At 42.1% G+C, this 14,832-nt stretch carries 18 protein-coding genes and 1 tRNA gene; 11 read left to right on the forward strand and 8 right to left on the reverse strand.

Annotation, left to right across the window (positions count from 1 at the left end; translation table 11 throughout):
• Nucleotides 1-513 carry a ClbS/DfsB family four-helix bundle protein gene (locus R8P61_01750; GenBank protein MDW3645770.1) on the forward strand — a complete coding sequence of 171 codons (513 nt, stop codon included), beginning with the start codon at nucleotides 1-3 and terminating at the stop codon, nucleotides 511-513.
• Nucleotides 514-515: 2 nt separating this feature from the next.
• On the opposite strand, the gene R8P61_01755 is transcribed toward R8P61_01750, so the two are convergent.
• From R8P61_01755 to R8P61_01775, 5 genes are all read right to left on the reverse strand, one after another.
• Nucleotides 516-1,028 carry a hypothetical protein gene (locus R8P61_01755; protein ID MDW3645771.1) on the reverse strand — a complete coding sequence of 171 codons (513 nt, stop codon included), beginning with the start codon at nucleotides 1,026-1,028 and terminating at the stop codon, nucleotides 516-518.
• Between the two features lie 19 nt (nucleotides 1,029-1,047).
• Complete coding sequence (locus R8P61_01760) at nucleotides 1,048-2,031, reverse strand: hypothetical protein (protein MDW3645772.1); 984 nt, start codon at nucleotides 2,029-2,031, stop codon at nucleotides 1,048-1,050.
• Between the two features lie 121 nt (nucleotides 2,032-2,152).
• Nucleotides 2,153-3,271, reverse strand: coding sequence for a TRAP transporter substrate-binding protein (locus R8P61_01765; GenBank protein MDW3645773.1), 1,119 nt, complete (start codon nucleotides 3,269-3,271; stop codon nucleotides 2,153-2,155).
• 33 nt (nucleotides 3,272-3,304) lie between these two features.
• The gene (locus R8P61_01770; protein MDW3645774.1) at nucleotides 3,305-4,648 is read right to left on the reverse strand and encodes a TRAP transporter large permease subunit; all 1,344 of its coding nucleotides are present in this window, start codon (nucleotides 4,646-4,648) and stop codon (nucleotides 3,305-3,307) included.
• A 1-nt stretch (nucleotide 4,649) separates the two neighbouring features.
• The gene (locus tag R8P61_01775; GenBank protein MDW3645775.1) at nucleotides 4,650-5,162 is read right to left on the reverse strand and encodes a TRAP transporter small permease subunit; all 513 of its coding nucleotides are present in this window, start codon (nucleotides 5,160-5,162) and stop codon (nucleotides 4,650-4,652) included.
• 140 nt (nucleotides 5,163-5,302) lie between these two features.
• Here R8P61_01775 and R8P61_01780 point away from each other — a divergent pair, with 140 nt between their 5' ends.
• The 6 genes from R8P61_01780 to prfB all read left to right on the forward strand — a co-directional run bounded on the left by R8P61_01780 (nucleotide 5,303) and on the right by prfB (nucleotide 9,495).
• Nucleotides 5,303-5,806, forward strand: coding sequence for a class IV adenylate cyclase (locus R8P61_01780; protein ID MDW3645776.1), 504 nt, complete (start codon nucleotides 5,303-5,305; stop codon nucleotides 5,804-5,806).
• Nucleotides 5,807-5,828: 22 nt separating this feature from the next.
• Nucleotides 5,829-6,329, forward strand: a complete 501-nt coding sequence (locus R8P61_01785) for a hypothetical protein (GenBank protein ID MDW3645777.1) — start codon at nucleotides 5,829-5,831, stop codon at nucleotides 6,327-6,329.
• Between the two features lie 202 nt (nucleotides 6,330-6,531).
• Nucleotides 6,532-7,023: a hypothetical protein gene (locus R8P61_01790; GenBank protein MDW3645778.1), complete on the forward strand. Its 492-nt coding sequence runs from the start codon at nucleotides 6,532-6,534 to the stop codon at nucleotides 7,021-7,023.
• A 165-nt stretch (nucleotides 7,024-7,188) separates the two neighbouring features.
• Nucleotides 7,189-7,860, forward strand: coding sequence for a hypothetical protein (locus R8P61_01795; protein MDW3645779.1), 672 nt, complete (start codon nucleotides 7,189-7,191; stop codon nucleotides 7,858-7,860).
• Nucleotides 7,861-7,953: 93 nt separating this feature from the next.
• Nucleotides 7,954-8,334 carry a YraN family protein gene (locus tag R8P61_01800; protein ID MDW3645780.1) on the forward strand — a complete coding sequence of 127 codons (381 nt, stop codon included), beginning with the start codon at nucleotides 7,954-7,956 and terminating at the stop codon, nucleotides 8,332-8,334.
• A gap of 86 nt (nucleotides 8,335-8,420) precedes the next feature.
• Nucleotides 8,421-9,495, forward strand: a protein-coding gene (gene prfB, locus R8P61_01805; GenBank protein ID MDW3645781.1) for a peptide chain release factor 2 whose coding sequence is annotated in 2 segments (ribosomal slippage) — nucleotides 8,421-8,480 and nucleotides 8,482-9,495 — 1,074 coding nt in all. Because the reading frame shifts where the segments join, the coding sequence is not laid out codon by codon here.
• Nucleotides 9,496-9,947: 452 nt separating this feature from the next.
• Here the strand turns inward: prfB and R8P61_01810 are convergent.
• The 3 genes from R8P61_01810 to R8P61_01820 are packed head-to-tail and all read right to left on the reverse strand — an operon-like array spanning nucleotide 9,948 to nucleotide 12,313.
• Nucleotides 9,948-10,574: a hypothetical protein gene (locus R8P61_01810; GenBank protein MDW3645782.1), complete on the reverse strand. Its 627-nt coding sequence runs from the start codon at nucleotides 10,572-10,574 to the stop codon at nucleotides 9,948-9,950.
• A 52-nt stretch (nucleotides 10,575-10,626) separates the two neighbouring features.
• Nucleotides 10,627-11,742: a DoxX family protein gene (locus R8P61_01815; GenBank protein MDW3645783.1), complete on the reverse strand. Its 1,116-nt coding sequence runs from the start codon at nucleotides 11,740-11,742 to the stop codon at nucleotides 10,627-10,629.
• Between the two features lie 13 nt (nucleotides 11,743-11,755).
• Nucleotides 11,756-12,313, reverse strand: a complete 558-nt coding sequence (locus R8P61_01820; protein MDW3645784.1) for a DUF1599 domain-containing protein — start codon at nucleotides 12,311-12,313, stop codon at nucleotides 11,756-11,758.
• A gap of 146 nt (nucleotides 12,314-12,459) precedes the next feature.
• On the opposite strand from R8P61_01820, the gene folP reads away from it, so the two are divergent.
• From folP to R8P61_01840, 4 genes are all read left to right on the forward strand, one after another.
• Nucleotides 12,460-13,305: a dihydropteroate synthase gene (gene folP, locus R8P61_01825; protein MDW3645785.1), complete on the forward strand. Its 846-nt coding sequence runs from the start codon at nucleotides 12,460-12,462 to the stop codon at nucleotides 13,303-13,305.
• A complete protein-coding gene (locus R8P61_01830; protein ID MDW3645786.1) occupies nucleotides 13,292-14,083 on the forward strand; it encodes a diadenylate cyclase in 792 nt (263 codons plus the stop codon). Before folP ends, R8P61_01830 begins: the two co-directional genes overlap by 14 nt.
• A gap of 47 nt (nucleotides 14,084-14,130) precedes the next feature.
• A complete protein-coding gene (folB, locus tag R8P61_01835) occupies nucleotides 14,131-14,496 on the forward strand; it encodes a dihydroneopterin aldolase (protein MDW3645787.1) in 366 nt (121 codons plus the stop codon).
• A gap of 170 nt (nucleotides 14,497-14,666) precedes the next feature.
• Nucleotides 14,667-14,737: transfer RNA gene (locus R8P61_01840), tRNA-Cys, on the forward strand.
• The last annotated feature ends 95 nt before the right edge of the window (nucleotides 14,738-14,832 follow it).

The following is a 14,832-nucleotide window of genomic DNA, read 5'->3' on the forward strand; positions in this document are numbered from 1 at the left end:
ATGCCCAGACCCAGGAATAAGCAGGAACTTTTAGATCTATCTCAAAAAAATCTTGAAAGTCTATTTCATTTTTTAGATTCCTTACCAGCCGAAAACCTGCAAGAGGAATTTCCCCCTGGCAGCCTCAATAGGAATGTCCGTGATGTGCTGGGACACCTCTATCATTGGCAATTGATGATGCTGGACTGGTACAAGCTAGGTATGTCGGGGAAAAAACCAGATATGCCCGCCAGAGGCTATAGCTGGAAAAGTGTTCCGGATTTAAATCGAAAAATCAATGACTTATATGCTGATGCCCAACTAAACCAGGTACGACTCTGGTTGAATGAAACTCATTTTCAACTCAGAAGTCTGATCATGCAGCATTCCGATGAAGAGCTTTTTACTAAGAAACACTACAAATGGACAGCTTCAACCTCTCTGGGGGCTTATCTGATTTCTGCAACTTCCAGTCATTACGATTGGGCTTTGAAGTTGATTCGGAAACAATTTAAAAAGCTTTCTTCCGAATGAAACTAAGAAGTCTTCTTTTTAAATATATCATTGAACGCAAAGTCAAAACTGAGAATTGCCAGGAGTAAATAAGAAGACCAAAGCAATTCGATAGAATAAATCCGATACCCGAGGCTGAGCCAGAAACCTATTAAAAATGTCCAGCAGAAAGCCAGCTTTAAATAATCACGGTAATCCTTCTCATGCTTGCTAAAGAAATGCAGGCTGTAAAAAACAGCAGGCCCGATCATAGAAAGTCCAAGCAATAGCTGAGCACCTTCCCAGTGAAGAATTTTAAAGAGATTTGCGACAATGAAGATGGCTATAAATCCTTGTAGCACTTTCCTGTTTCGCCCTTTATCTTTAAAACTTCCATTGGCCAATTGGATAAAAAGGAACATGACGATGGCCAGGCGGAAGGCATAGGTGATATAATGCTCTTTGAGCAGGGAAATTCCCTGCCTATTCAGGATGGAAGCTGTGATCCCGATAATCAGAGAAAGACTTGCAAGGCTAAACAGATTCTTATTTGTCATCCAGGACCTAATGAATGGCTTATAATTTCATGTACTCGCCTCTATTTGACAATAGGTGTATCCTCATTTTCTTCTCACAGGAATCATTGCTAAAGAAGGATACAAAGTATCCCAATTGCCCATTGTCCAGGTACAAACGATTATTCGCATAGATTTCCAAATGTAAGTTGGGGTAGCTCGGAGTAGAAAGGAAAACAGAATCATTTTCAATTCTTATATCCAGGCAGTCTGTAGGGCCCAAAGTCAAATAGCTCCCTACATATTCTTTTAAATTCTCGGGATCAGTATGCTGGGCAAAATGATTGGGCAAATCATAGGTTTGTGATATGTGTCCATAAATTCCTCTTCCTTTTGCATAATAAATCTGGAATCGTTTGAGTTGATTTCTGATCGAAAGAACGGTGTACCTGATTACATCGGATTTGTATTCTTTTGAGTGCAGAAAATAGTCGATCAAATCTTCATCTACGATCCCCTCATAGGCCAATTTCCCATAGATCTTCACATCATCCGTAAGGATTCCCTCGATGAAATCGAATATTCGTTCATTCAATGATTTTACTTTCTCATTCATGGAATAGAGACTTTTCAAATCGCTGATCAAGGAATCTTTATAGGTATTGTCAGAAACATTGAGATGAATGAGATTTTGAAAGGCATCATCTTCGAGCACCAGATTGCCAGAATTTATGATTAGACCCGGGAAGTCCAGCGATTTTGTATAATCACTTTTTTCCACAGAGTCTTTCATGAAGAGATGAATCAAAGAATCTTTTACTTGAAGTTTGGAAATAGAAACTTCTGCGAGACTGAGATTTTGCTCTAATTCCTGATAGACCCGATGTATATTTTCATCAATCTTTCGGGTATACTGATAGTCTGAATTAAGTTTGTCGATGTACAAAGCCAACAGAATACCGAGGACTATCAGGAGTATTTCCCCGATTGCATAGACGAGATATCTTTTGGGATTCATGTGCTTGCCAGAGCTAAATCTTATCATATACAGCCGTTTTATTTTGGTTGGAGAACTAGTGGAAATAAATTGCCAAAGCAAACAAAATATTTAGTATGCCTTGGTTAGGTAAAGGGCTAGATCTTCTTAAGCTGCGGCATTCAATGAGTTAGGACATTTGGATATTATTATAGTAAGCCTTTTCCGTTACTTCATACCATTTCGCACTTCGTTTCCTAAAGGCATCATAACTCGCATAGGCCTTTCGGCTCATGGGATCTTTCGAAATCAGTTCTTCTACTGCTTCATCTGTATAGGATCTAAGGGTTTGTAAGACTTCTTTGGGGAAGGTTCTGATCTCGATATCCTCTTCCTTGATGAGTTTATCAAGATAAAGGGCATTCTGTGCATCGAACTCAGCTAATACCCAGGCTTGCGCCCACATAGAAGCAATACTCAAAATCTCTTGTAAGTCCGAAGGCAGGTCCTCGTAAATACTTTTATTGACAAAGAATTCCAGTTGAGTTCCCGCTTCATGCCAGCCTGGGATATAATAGTATTTGGCAATTTTGTGAAAGCCCATTTTGTAGTCGTGATACGGACCGATCCATTCGGTGGCATCAATCACGCCTCTTTCCAAACTGGTATAAATTTCTCCCCCGGCTACCAGCACGGGAGCACCTCCTGCTTTCTCCAATACTTTTCCGGCTATGCCCGGAATCCGCATTTTCAAACCTTTGAGGTCATCGATGCTATTGATCTCTTTATTGAACCAACCCCCCATTTGAACCCCTGTATTTCCTCCCATAAACGGAACCACATTAAATTTCGCATAGACCTCTTTCCACAATTCATATCCGCCACCCGCCATCAACCAGGCCGTAACCTGCTGGGCATTCATCCCAAAAGGAATGGAAGCAAAAAACTGTGCAGCCGGACTTTTTCCTGCCCAATAATAAGCACCTCCGCTTCCCATCTGCACTGTGCCACTTGAAACCGCATCAAAGGCTTCGAGGGCAGGTACCAATTCGCCCCCACCATAAACCCTAATATTGATCCGACCCGCTGACATCTTACGAACATAGTCTGCATAATAATTAGCAGCTTCTCCGAGTACGGGAAAATTAGGTGGCCAGGTTGTAACCATTTTCCAGCGGTACTTTTTGTTAGAAATGATGTTGGGGGCACCTTTTTCATCCGTTTTCACTTCTTCCGCACAACTACTAAGTGCCAAAGGGGCTCCTATGGCTGAAACGATACCGGCTTTTAGAAAATCTTTGCGCTTCATAAAAATATCTTTTAAGGCCTGAGCCTGTATATGCTAGAATATGTAAATGATTTCGGGGAAGGCGATGACCAAACCCAGAAATAGCACTTGAATAATGATAAAAGGAATGATCCCTCTGTATAAATGTTGTGTAGTAACTTCCGGCGGTGCTACACCTTTCAAATAAAAAAGGGAGAAACCAAAGGGAGGTGTCAAAAAGGAGGTCTGTAAATTCATTGCAATCAATACGCCTACCCAGAGCATATCTACCCCGAGTACATCAAAAATAGGCGTAACTACGGGAACGATGATGAAAATGATTTCGATGAAATCTATAAAAAAGCCGGCTATGAATATGACGACCATCACCAAAGCCAGAAATGCCATGGGGGATAGATTAGCTGCTGTAATCAGTTCGATGAGATAATCATCGCCTCCCAAGGTTCTGAAAATCAGAGAAAAGGTCGTAGCACCCAAAAGAATCATAAAGACCATAGCCGTCAGGTGGGTCGTCTGTTGCATGACCTCTTGCAGGATTTTGAGGGAAAATTTCTTTTGGAGAATGGTGAGCAAAGTCGCTCCCAGGGCTCCAACCGCGGCTGCTTCTGTGGGGGAAGCTATACCCGCGAATATCGAACCCAATACGGCTACAATAAGAAAGAGAGGCAATAAAAAGGCTTTCAAGACCCGCATGCCAAAACCTGCTCCTAAAAACTGTGCAACCTCTTCTTTAGGCATGGGCGGGGCATAATCCTTTTTTAAATTTGAGATGATCAGGATATAAATGATGTAGGCCAAAACCAGGAGTAGCCCTGGAATAATCGCTGCAGCAAACATACTTCCCACATCCACATTACTACTTCCTCGAGAACTACTGCCAATAGTATCTGCCAAAAGCACCAGGACAATAGAAGGGGGAATGATCTGCCCCAAAGTTCCGGAAGAGGCAATAACCCCTGTCGCCAATTCTGTTTTATATCCCCGCTTGAGCATGGTCGGCAAACTAATCAGCCCCATCGTAACTACTGTCGCTCCGACTATCCCGGTAGAAGCAGCAAGCATGGCTCCAACGGCAACCACTGATATCGCCAGGCCTCCTCGGATACGTCCGAAAAGTAGGGCCATGGTTTCGAGCATACTTTCGGCCAAACCCGATTTTTCCAACATAATCCCCATAAAAATGAATAGAGGAACTGCGATCAGAATAAAATTCTTGACCGTTCCCATGATTCGGTAGGGGAGGAGGTAAAAATCATTGAAGGAGAAAAAGTCCGGAGCCAGCCAGGTGAGGATGAGTCCGAACAAAACGGAAACTCCTCCCAGCGTAAAGGCAACCGGATATCCTTTGAGGATGAGGATAAAAATGATCAGAAATAATATGACTGCAAGTAATCCCATGTTATGCCTGTTTCTGATCTTTACCCATAAGGGTAAGGATGGAGGTGAGAATAGAGGAAATGCCTTGCAGCAAAAGGAGAATGAAACCTGCTACAATGGAAAATTTAAGGATGTATAAGGCTGGAAGACCACCTACCTGAGGCGAAGATTCTCCGATTTTAAAAGAGAAATAGGCATAGCGGGAGGCAACAATGATAATAATGATCGTCCAGGGAAGCAGAAAGAGTAAACCGCCGATCAAATTGACCCGAGCCTTCCCTTTCTCCGAAAACTTACTATAAAAAAGATCTACCCGTACATGTTTATCATGTTTGAAGGCATAGCCCGATCCCAGCAGGAAACAGAGGGCAAAAAAGTAAATCTCGAGTTCTCCCATCCAGATGAGAGAAAAATTGAAAAGGTAGCGCATGAGGACATCGATGCAAATGAGCCCGACCAGCAAAGCCGTAAACCAGCTGACTGCCTGTCCTACCCGCTCATTGATCTTATCCAGTAGTAGTGAAATTTGTAGCATTAACCTAGGGTTTCAATAGGCAATCTAAGGAAAAAATGGAGGAAGTGTTAAAGTGTTGTAGTGTTAGAGTGCGGAGGTTCTTATTTTGCTCCAGAAATTAACTATAACACGACAACACCCTCGCACGCTAACACTTCCCCATGCCTCTCAACATCGAAATCAAAGCACGTACAGAAAGAACAGATCAGATACGACAGATTCTTCACGACAAAGGCGCGGATGCCAAAGGTACCGACCATCAGACCGATACCTATTTCAATTGTGATAATGGGCGCTTGAAATTGCGGCAGGGAAATATTGAGTACTCCCTCATTCATTATGTGCGGGAAAATCAGGCAGGTCCCAAAGCGTCCAAAGTTTCTCTCTATCGTCCCAAACCTGATCCCAATTTGAAAGAGGTGCTTATTGCTGCCTATGGGATTTGGAAAGAGGTGGTGAAGGCAAGAGAAATCTTTTTCATCGAAAATGTGAAATTCCACCTGGATACAGTAGAAAAACTGGGAACTTTTGTAGAAATAGAAGCCATAGATCGGGATGGGAGTATAGGCGAGGAGAAACTTTTGTTACAATGTGAGCACTATATGGAACTATTTGGTATAAAGGAGGAGGATCTTTTGTCCACTTCCTATAGTGATATGATTTAAGGTCTCAGGAATTTAGAGGAATATGTTAGATAGATCCGTAAAGAGCCTATACAGATATACTTTTTTTCAAAACCTGATGGGTTTGGTAATGACTTGTGGGGCACTTTTTATATCGCGCTTTTTACTAAGACCTAATGCGGAAAAACCGACGTCCACCTTTACAAATATCTGGATAGATTATGGGATTTTATTATTTCTATGCCTGCTAGGCTATGTGTTATTTAAGCGATCCGTTGGGAAGAATCTAATAAAAGCCGAACGAGAGGAGAATCTCATCACAAAAATAGAGCTCTACAGTCCTTTCAGTATCATAAGGGCTGCTATTTTAGGAGGAATATCCATTTCAACTTACCTTTTTTTCATTATTTCTCGATCGGAAAGCCTCTATTACCTGACCTTAGCTTTACTTTTTGCAATGCTTTATTTTTTCCCAACTAAAGCCAGAGTGATAAAAGAACTCAAACTGAAAGGTGGATTAAAAAAGGAATTTCTGGAAAGCTTAAAAAGAAGAAGGAAGAGTTAAGGTATAAAGCCCTTAGGCAACTGCCGCCCTGGCCTAAGTGGATAGGTCTCATGGCTCTAATTGTATTCAAGTTAATTGTTTAGAAAAGAGAAAATGAGACAGCTCAACTTCGCTCGCTGCGATATAATTTATGCATCGGTTTATATACATAATATTGAGTAAGTCCTTAAATTGAAATTAGAAACTAAACGAAATTCTTAGGATGCAATTAAATCCCATCAAAAACACCTATATGAGCATGGCCATTATCAATGCTGCCATGATCGCCGGCCCTACAGTTCTGGCCATAGTTTTCTGGTTTATTGTCAATAATATGGGGGAAGGAGAAACTGCTCCTGCATCAGACATGACCCTGATTTTTCAGATCATTGTGCTTGGAAGCCTTTGTATGTCCTATGTAGTGGGAAAACTGATGGGAGGAAAGCAATTGGAAGCAGCCCGGAAAGCAGAAGGTCTGGAAAAGAAACTGGAACTCTACCGTAGCGTCAATATACTTAAAACAGCCTTGCTCGAAGGTTCTGCCCTGGCCGCTATGGTTTTCTTCTTTGTCTCCCATGATCAAACATTTATCTATTTGGGAGTGCTGGTTATCGGCTATATGCTGGCTACTTTCCCCACACAAAATAAAATCGCCAAGGATCTGGAATTGAGTGATCCGATGCAGCGCGAATTTACCAAAGCCCTACAGGCCTGAAGATGAAAGAAAAGAGGAAATTGGCTTTGGGCAAATAGGGTTTTTTCTCGCTTTTTTGTTATTAGAATGATCCGGCATCAGCCAGGAGAAAATAAGCCAGAGGGCTCTATCGTTTCTCCTATAGATATATTGGTACACAGCCGCATATTCTCTAATTAGATTTACATGAAGTATCTCCCCATCAGCATTTTACTGATTTCCCTCTTATTCTTCACTACCCAGCTAAAAGGCCAGGAATTCTTTGAAGGTAGCCTTACGTTTGAAGTAAAACTGAAAGGTCCCATGGCTGAAATGCTCAATAAAAATGAGCCCAATAATAAAATGACTATGCATGTTCGGGATGCAGACTATATCATCCTGCTAAGTGGAGGTCGTTATCCCAAGACCTTCTTCTTTGTAGCTGACTCCAATATCGAGTACAGTGTAGATATGAGCAAGAGAGAAGCCTATAAGTTTTCTATGCATGGAGACAAAGCCAGAGAAAGCCATAAGTCTGAAAAAAAGAAACCTGTAGAGGCAGCACCTACTGGCAATCAAGTGGAGATTCAGGGAATCCTCTGCGATGAATACAAAATGAGAAAAGATAATAGTTTGTTTACCTTCTACGTCAGCGATGACTATAGAGTAAACCTCGACCTTTATCCTAAAATACCTCGTACCAAAGCCAGTTTCCTGATCAAAGGACTTGATGGCCGCATTCCCCTCAAAACCGTCAAAAGACAAAAAGACCTGCAGGTAATTACAACTGCCGTCAAAATCACTCCGCAAGAATTTGATCCCAAGCAATTTCAATTGCCACCGGGATTTAAGGTGAAGGGGAGGGATTATAGGTGGTAATCCGTATTAGGGTGTTTGTGTGTTAGGGTACGAGTGTTATTTTTATAGTCTGAACGCTAATACCCTAAAACACTAATACGTTAACACTTCCTTATGGCTTCCCACAACGATCTCGGAAAAAAAGGTGAAGACATTGCGGCCGGATTTCTGGAGGCTAAAGGCTATCATATTATGGATAGGAATTACCGCTTTGAGAAAGCAGAGGTGGATATGGTAGCACTCCAACTAGAACCTGCAGAGCTGGTATTTGTGGAGGTAAAGACGCGTTCCAATACAGAATTGAATCATCCGGAAGATGCTGTTTCCGAAAAAAAGAAAGCCCTGATCTTTAAGGCTGCGGATTCTTATATCTACGAAAAGCAGATGTCAACTGTGCCCGTACGCTTTGATGTGATCGCCATAGGCATGGATAATCCCGAGCATCCTATGATTCACCATATAGAAGATGCCTTTCGAATGGAAGGAATGTGGTAATTGGTTTTGCTCTTGAAGTCCCACTCCCTATCTTTACCCAGATTTTTTGTTTACATAAGTTTCACTTAACTATATTCCTGAGCGTCATGACACAAGACCAATTAAAGGATATTCAAGCACGACGTGATGTGCTGGGGAGGTATCTTTGACATTGCTGGAAAGCTGGCAAAAATTGAAGATAAAGAAGCTATAACCCTCCAACCGGATTTCTGGGATCATCCGGACGATGCCCAGAAGGTACTCCGTGAAATTTCCAATATTAAGATTTGGACCGTGGCCTACAAAAAAGTAGAGGAAGCCATCGGTGAGGTCGAGGTATTGTATGAATTTCAGAAAGAAGGCGAAGTAGAAGTTGAAGATGTTAATGAAGCCTATGAGCTGGCGCTCAAGGTTTTGGATGATCTTGAGTTTCAGAAAATGCTGGATAAAGAAGAAGATCGTCTGGATTGTATACTCGAGATCAATAGTGGAGCCGGAGGTACCGAGAGCCAGGATTGGGTAGAGATGCTCAAGCGGATGTACACCATGTATGCCGATAAGCATGACTTTTCCTGGTCATTGCTGGATGAGGTACAGGGCGAGGAAGCAGGGCTCAAAAGTACAGAGCTTGAGATTAAAGGGAGTTTTGCTTATGGATTGTTGAAAGGGGAGAAAGGTGTGCATCGGATGGTGCGTATTAGTCCTTTCAATGCACAGGGGAAACGGCAAACTACTTTCGCTTCAGTAGATGTCCGACCTTTGATAGACGATACAATTGAGATCGAAATTGATTCTAAAGAAATAGAACTGACTACAACTCACTCTAGTGGTAAGGGAGGACAGAATGTGAATAAAGTGGAAACGGCGGTTCGCCTGAAACATATTCCTACTGGCATCACCATTTTTGCCCAGAAAGAGAGAAGTCAGCTTCGTAATAAGGAAAAAGCCATGGAGTTGCTGAAGAGCAAACTCTATGAACTGGAAATTGAAAAGCGTAATGCTGCCCGTTCGGAGTCCGAATCTGAAAAACAAGCCATTGAATGGGGCTCTCAGATTCGCAACTATGTCTTTCATCCCTATAAGCAAGTGAAAGATCTTCGTTCGGAGATCAAAAGCACCAATCTCCAGGGAGTTATGGATGGTGAACTGGACGAGTTTATTAAGGCTTATTTGTTGAGTTAATTTCTTGATTAATTAAAAACAAACTGTGTCAGCCCGAGCCCAGTCGAGGGGCCTAAGGTTTCCCCAACTTCCTTTCCCAAACACAAAGAAATTGTCATCCCGGAATCTATCAGATATCCGGGATCTCTAGCTTCTTCATATTTGCAAGAGATCCCGGCTCTTGGTTTAAGGCCGGGATGACAGATTGTTTCTTTTCTCATACAAATCGTGTCATCCTGAGCATAGCTAAGGACCTAAGCCCTTGCCCTACTTCCTTTCTCTTACTCTTCTTAAAGAATTGGAAAAGAGGTGGCTAAAATAATAAGGTTCCTCGGCTGGGCTCGGAATGACAGGATTTTTATGGTAATGCGCGCACTCCATTGGACAATTTGGTCAAGGGAGTGTGGGCTTGAGGCGGTGGGTTGAAAATTAGCTTCCTCAACGGGGCTCGGGCTGACACAATTGTTTATCATTCATTTCCCATCCACATACCACTCATTATATCGTTCTATAATGCGCTCGGTATCTTCTGGTTTGAAAAGTTCATTTCGAATCGCATCCGCCAATTCGGGGAAGTCGGGAAAAGCATCTGCAATGCGTACCCACTTAAAATTGTAGCTGACTTCATACAAACTACCATCCGGTTTTTTGATAAGGTCTATATATGCCGCTCCTTGTTTGAGGGTAAAGACCGAACGACGAGTATAAAATCGATACAAAGAAGCAGGGCCTTGTACCGTTCTCAAAAGGAAAATGGTAGAATCCGAAAATAGGCCTGCAAAATTTAAAGGAGTAGGCAAGACTTCATAATCCCGATTATCTACTCCAAAAGCCTTGATGCGATCGGGGGTGTATTTTGCCCGTACCCCATAGTCATCTACAAACTTCAATTGGCGTTGATTGAGAAAATCATCCTGTATGCGGATGTAGCCATAGGTAGTATCGCCATGATTGGCTACTATGTAACCTTGTTCGTAGCTGTTTTTGGGTCTTTTGGTTTGTCGTTTTTTCTCACTCTTATCCTGTGCCCATACATCTGAAAACAGGAATCCACTTCCAATTAACAGAGCAAGGAGAACTGAGGTCCGAATATGTTTCATTGCTTTGAAAAGCAGCTTGTTTGGGTTGTAATACTTGAGGAAAAAGCCTGCTTTATTGGAGCAGGGCCTTTATCTCTTCCGCACTGGGAATATCATTGTGATGCCATTTTTCGACGACAACTCCTTCTTTAAGTAACACATAGCCCGGATTTGAACGGACGATGGTCTTCAGTGTTTTTGGATCAAAATAGGTAAAGGGATAGGTCATGCCTGCTTTTGGTTTAACCTCCTCTTCAAAGCTTTTCTTGGAATCACCATTGGCTCCATAGACATTTACCCCACTTCCTTGCAGGCTTTGGTGCAAGGCCTCACTGGCTTTCATGTCGTCCATGTCTGCTTTGAATCCGGTGTAGATCACAACCATCAGATTGTTGCCTTCGAAGATCGGCAACTCACGATCACTATAGAACTGGTCGAAGTCAGCGCATTTTGGAAAATCATCTCCCGGAGCGATATATTCTTTACAGTGCTCAAGGTCTACGCCTACTTTATAAGCCCTATAATCTACTACGGGCAAATGCTCATGGCAGTAATAAGAATAGGCACCTGCCAGAAGGAAACTGGCCAGAACTACCTTCCAGGTTCCACTCTTTCCCAAAATGGGATGGATAGAATGCCTGACGATAAATACTGGGATCAGCATGCCTGTCAGGATGATATCTTTTACAAAAGACTCCCAGGGCTCAATTTTCAGGGCATCTCCAAAACAGCCACAATCTGCTACTGCTCCTGTATAATGAGAATAGCCCGTCAAAATGGTGAAGAAGATCATCATCAGCATGGAAAGCCACATGGTCAGATTCATCCTCCAGCCAACAATAACAGCGACTCCCAGGGCCATTTCAAATACACTGATAAACCAGGCGAGAGGCTTGGAAAGCGGAGTCATAAATTCAAAGAAGCCTTTGAAAAAAGAGAAATCACTCCCAAATACCCCAAAGTATTCTTCCAACTTATAGGCAAAACCGATATAATCATTGGCTTTAACATAGCCTGAGTAGAGAAACAACAATCCTACAAAGATGCGCACTACCCAAACCAGCATATTGGTTTTGGGGAGGTAATCCAAATCCAGGGATTTAACTTTTCGGGATTCAAAAAGCAGACTCAAGCCTGCCAATACTCCGGAAATTGCGAACACCAGGCCGATGATCTGGTAGCTAGTCATATATTCTTAAGGTTTAAGCTGGCTCTTCCATTTTTATCAGGGAAAAGACCGCATAATTCAACATATCTATATAATTGGCATCAGCGCCTTCGGATACCTTTACTTTACCCGCATTATCCTCAATTTGTTTTAGTCTTTCAATCTTCATCAAAATCAAGTCAACGATAGAACTAACCCGTATCTTTCTCCAGGCCTCTCCATAATCGTGATTCTTTTTTTGCATAGTCTTAAAGGCATCATCTACCTTTTTGTCATACAAGTTCTCAACTTTTTTCAAACTATCTATAGCAGCTAAGCGAGCGTCTTCATCCTGTAAATTTATTTCAAGCAGGATCAAAGCAATTATGCAATAGTTAACAATAGCCACAAATTCACCCTCTATGCTTTCACCTACCTTATTTACCTGACTTTCCTGAATGGATCGGATTCTCTCCGCTTTGATCAAAATCTGATCCGTGACTGAAGGCATTCGGAGAATGGACCAGGAAGTGCCATAGTCGCTGGCTTTATTCATAAAGAGTTCTTTACATCCTTTTATGATCTCCTGGTATTGTTGATCGGTTTTACTCATATCATTGATCTGCCCGGGCTTTCCGTGGCAATTCTGCCAAAAAATTCTACCAAAGGTATTAATTGTATCAATCAGGTGAAATTAATTGAAAAATTCTTCCTTTTTTTGTGCCAGTTTATAGCTCCCAACGGAATCAATCCTCTTTTATGAGTTTCTCCCTCAATTGCCGGGGCCACTTGCTCGACCTGAAGCGTCCACAGATCATGGGAATTTTAAATCTCACCCCCGATAGTTTTTCGGATGGGGGGAGCTATGATTCTGATCAGGCCGCTATAGATAGGGTAGGGGAAATGCTGGAATTGGGTGCTCGTATAATAGATGTAGGAGGATATTCTTCCAGACCTTTTGCAGATGAAGTAAGTAACCAGGAAGAGCTGGATCGTATATATAAGGTATGCGAGTCCATTTTGAAGCATTTTCCTGATACTCTCCTTTCAATAGATACCTTTCGTACTTCTGTCGCTAAGCCCCTGCTTGATCTGGGAGCACATATCATCAATGATATATCCGCTGCCAATCTTGATCCGGCGATGATGGAGCTTGTAGCTGCTTATGGGGATGTCCCCTATATTATGATGCACATGCAGGGGGAGCCCCGGAGCATGCAGAAAGACCCCCAATACAAAGACCTGATTCCAGATATTCAGGATTTTTTTGTGGAAAAGATCAGGGCAGCGCGTGAAGCCGGTATCAAGGATTTGGTATTGGATCCGGGATTTGGATTTGGGAAAAGGCAGGAACATAACTATCAGCTTCTGTATGAGCTGGAAAAATTTCAATTATTTGAGCTTCCCTTACTCTGTGGCATCTCTCGAAAATCCATGATGTACAAATTTTTTGATACAGATGCAGGAGACGTACTGGAAATTACAACGGCCCTTCATTTGAAGGCTTTGGAATTGGGCGCAAATATAATTCGCGTTCATGACATCCGAGAAGCCAATCGGATCGTACAATTATTTAGCTATCTTCAGGATCATGGAATTATTTGAAATAGGCTTTGTAAAAGTACGTTTGGTGGACATCATCGATATCTCGGTGGTGAGTTACCTTTTTTACAAACTCTATGAAAGCCTGAGAGGGAGTTTAGCGCTGCGAGTAATTAGTGTAATAATATCAATTTTCCTTCTATGGAAATTAATTGATCTGTTAGAATTTCGACTTTTAGGCTCCATTTTAGATCCCTTCCTCAGCCTGGGAGCCATTGCCGTAGTGATTATTTTCGCCCCGCAAATCCGCCAATTTCTCTCCCAGATTAGTACAAATACCCTGATCGACAGGATCACCCGTCCTTTATCCCGCAGAACAGAAGCCCTGACAACAGAAGTCATACAGGAGGTCATAGAATCTCTGAAAAGTATCAGAGCCACCGGAAATGGAGCATTAATTGTTTTCGTAGGAAATACACCTCTGGACCATATCATGGATGCCGGGGATCAACTGGACGCTATCATTTCTTCCCGCCTTATTTATACAATTTTCCAAAAAGAGAGCCCTCTTCATGATGGTGCTATGTTGTTAGAGGGGAATAAAATACGTTCTGTACGTTGTATTTTACCTATAAGTAAGAGTACGACCCTTGACGCAGAACTGGGACTTCGCCACCGATCTGCGGTCGGACTTACAGAAATAAGTGACGCATTGGTGATAGTTGTATCTGAAGAAAGAAGGGAATTGTCTCTTGCCAATGGAGGGAAATTAGTTCGCTCTGTGGATTATCAAGAAATTGAAGATGCAGTGTCCCGACATTATCAAAGAGTTGGAAAATAATTTCCCCGTAAGATACATATGCATTTAGGGGTGAAAAATCAAAACGAATGGGAGTAATTGCGATAGAAGAGATTGAGCTACATGCTTATCATGGTGTGTACGAAGAAGAGCGGAAAAGAGGCACAAGATTTCAGGTTGACGTTTACATGGAAACCGATACTCGAAATGCAGCAAAAACAGATCAACTCAAAGACACCCTGGATTATTTTTCCATTTATAAGTTGGTGTTAGAGATTCTGGAAGTGCCTTGCAATCTTCTGGAACATCTCTGTGAAAAGATCGGATCTGAAATCCTGAGTGATTTTTCTTCGGTCGAGTCGGTCAAGGTAAGGGTTTCAAAGCTCAAGCCTTTAGCGATGGAAAAGTGTGCGAGGACTTATGTAGAGATGTTTTTTGACAGAAAACATATTTGATCTGGAAAATGAATTTTTTGTTATAATTTTTAACATAAACACAATCCTGGGATGATTTTTGCGTTTAACCATTGCGACAGATAATAATCTCAGGCCGATATTTGAAATACTGAAGAGAAACCTGTAGTTTTGTCGCCTGTCTAAACTAAGCGATCACAATTAGTTTGAAAGGCGACGTGGCCGAGTGGCTAGGCAGAGGTCTGCAAAACCTTGTACAGCGGTTCGAATCCGCTCGTCGCCTCTCTTCCCACCTACTACGAAATAGATCTTACCCTTGATTGCTTGGTTACCATTCCTGTGCATATAAAAACCGTTCACTGATTATTTTCAGCCATT

This window comes from Bacteroidia bacterium, assembly GCA_033391075.1.
GTDB lineage: Bacteria > Bacteroidota > Bacteroidia > J057 > J057 > JAWPMV01.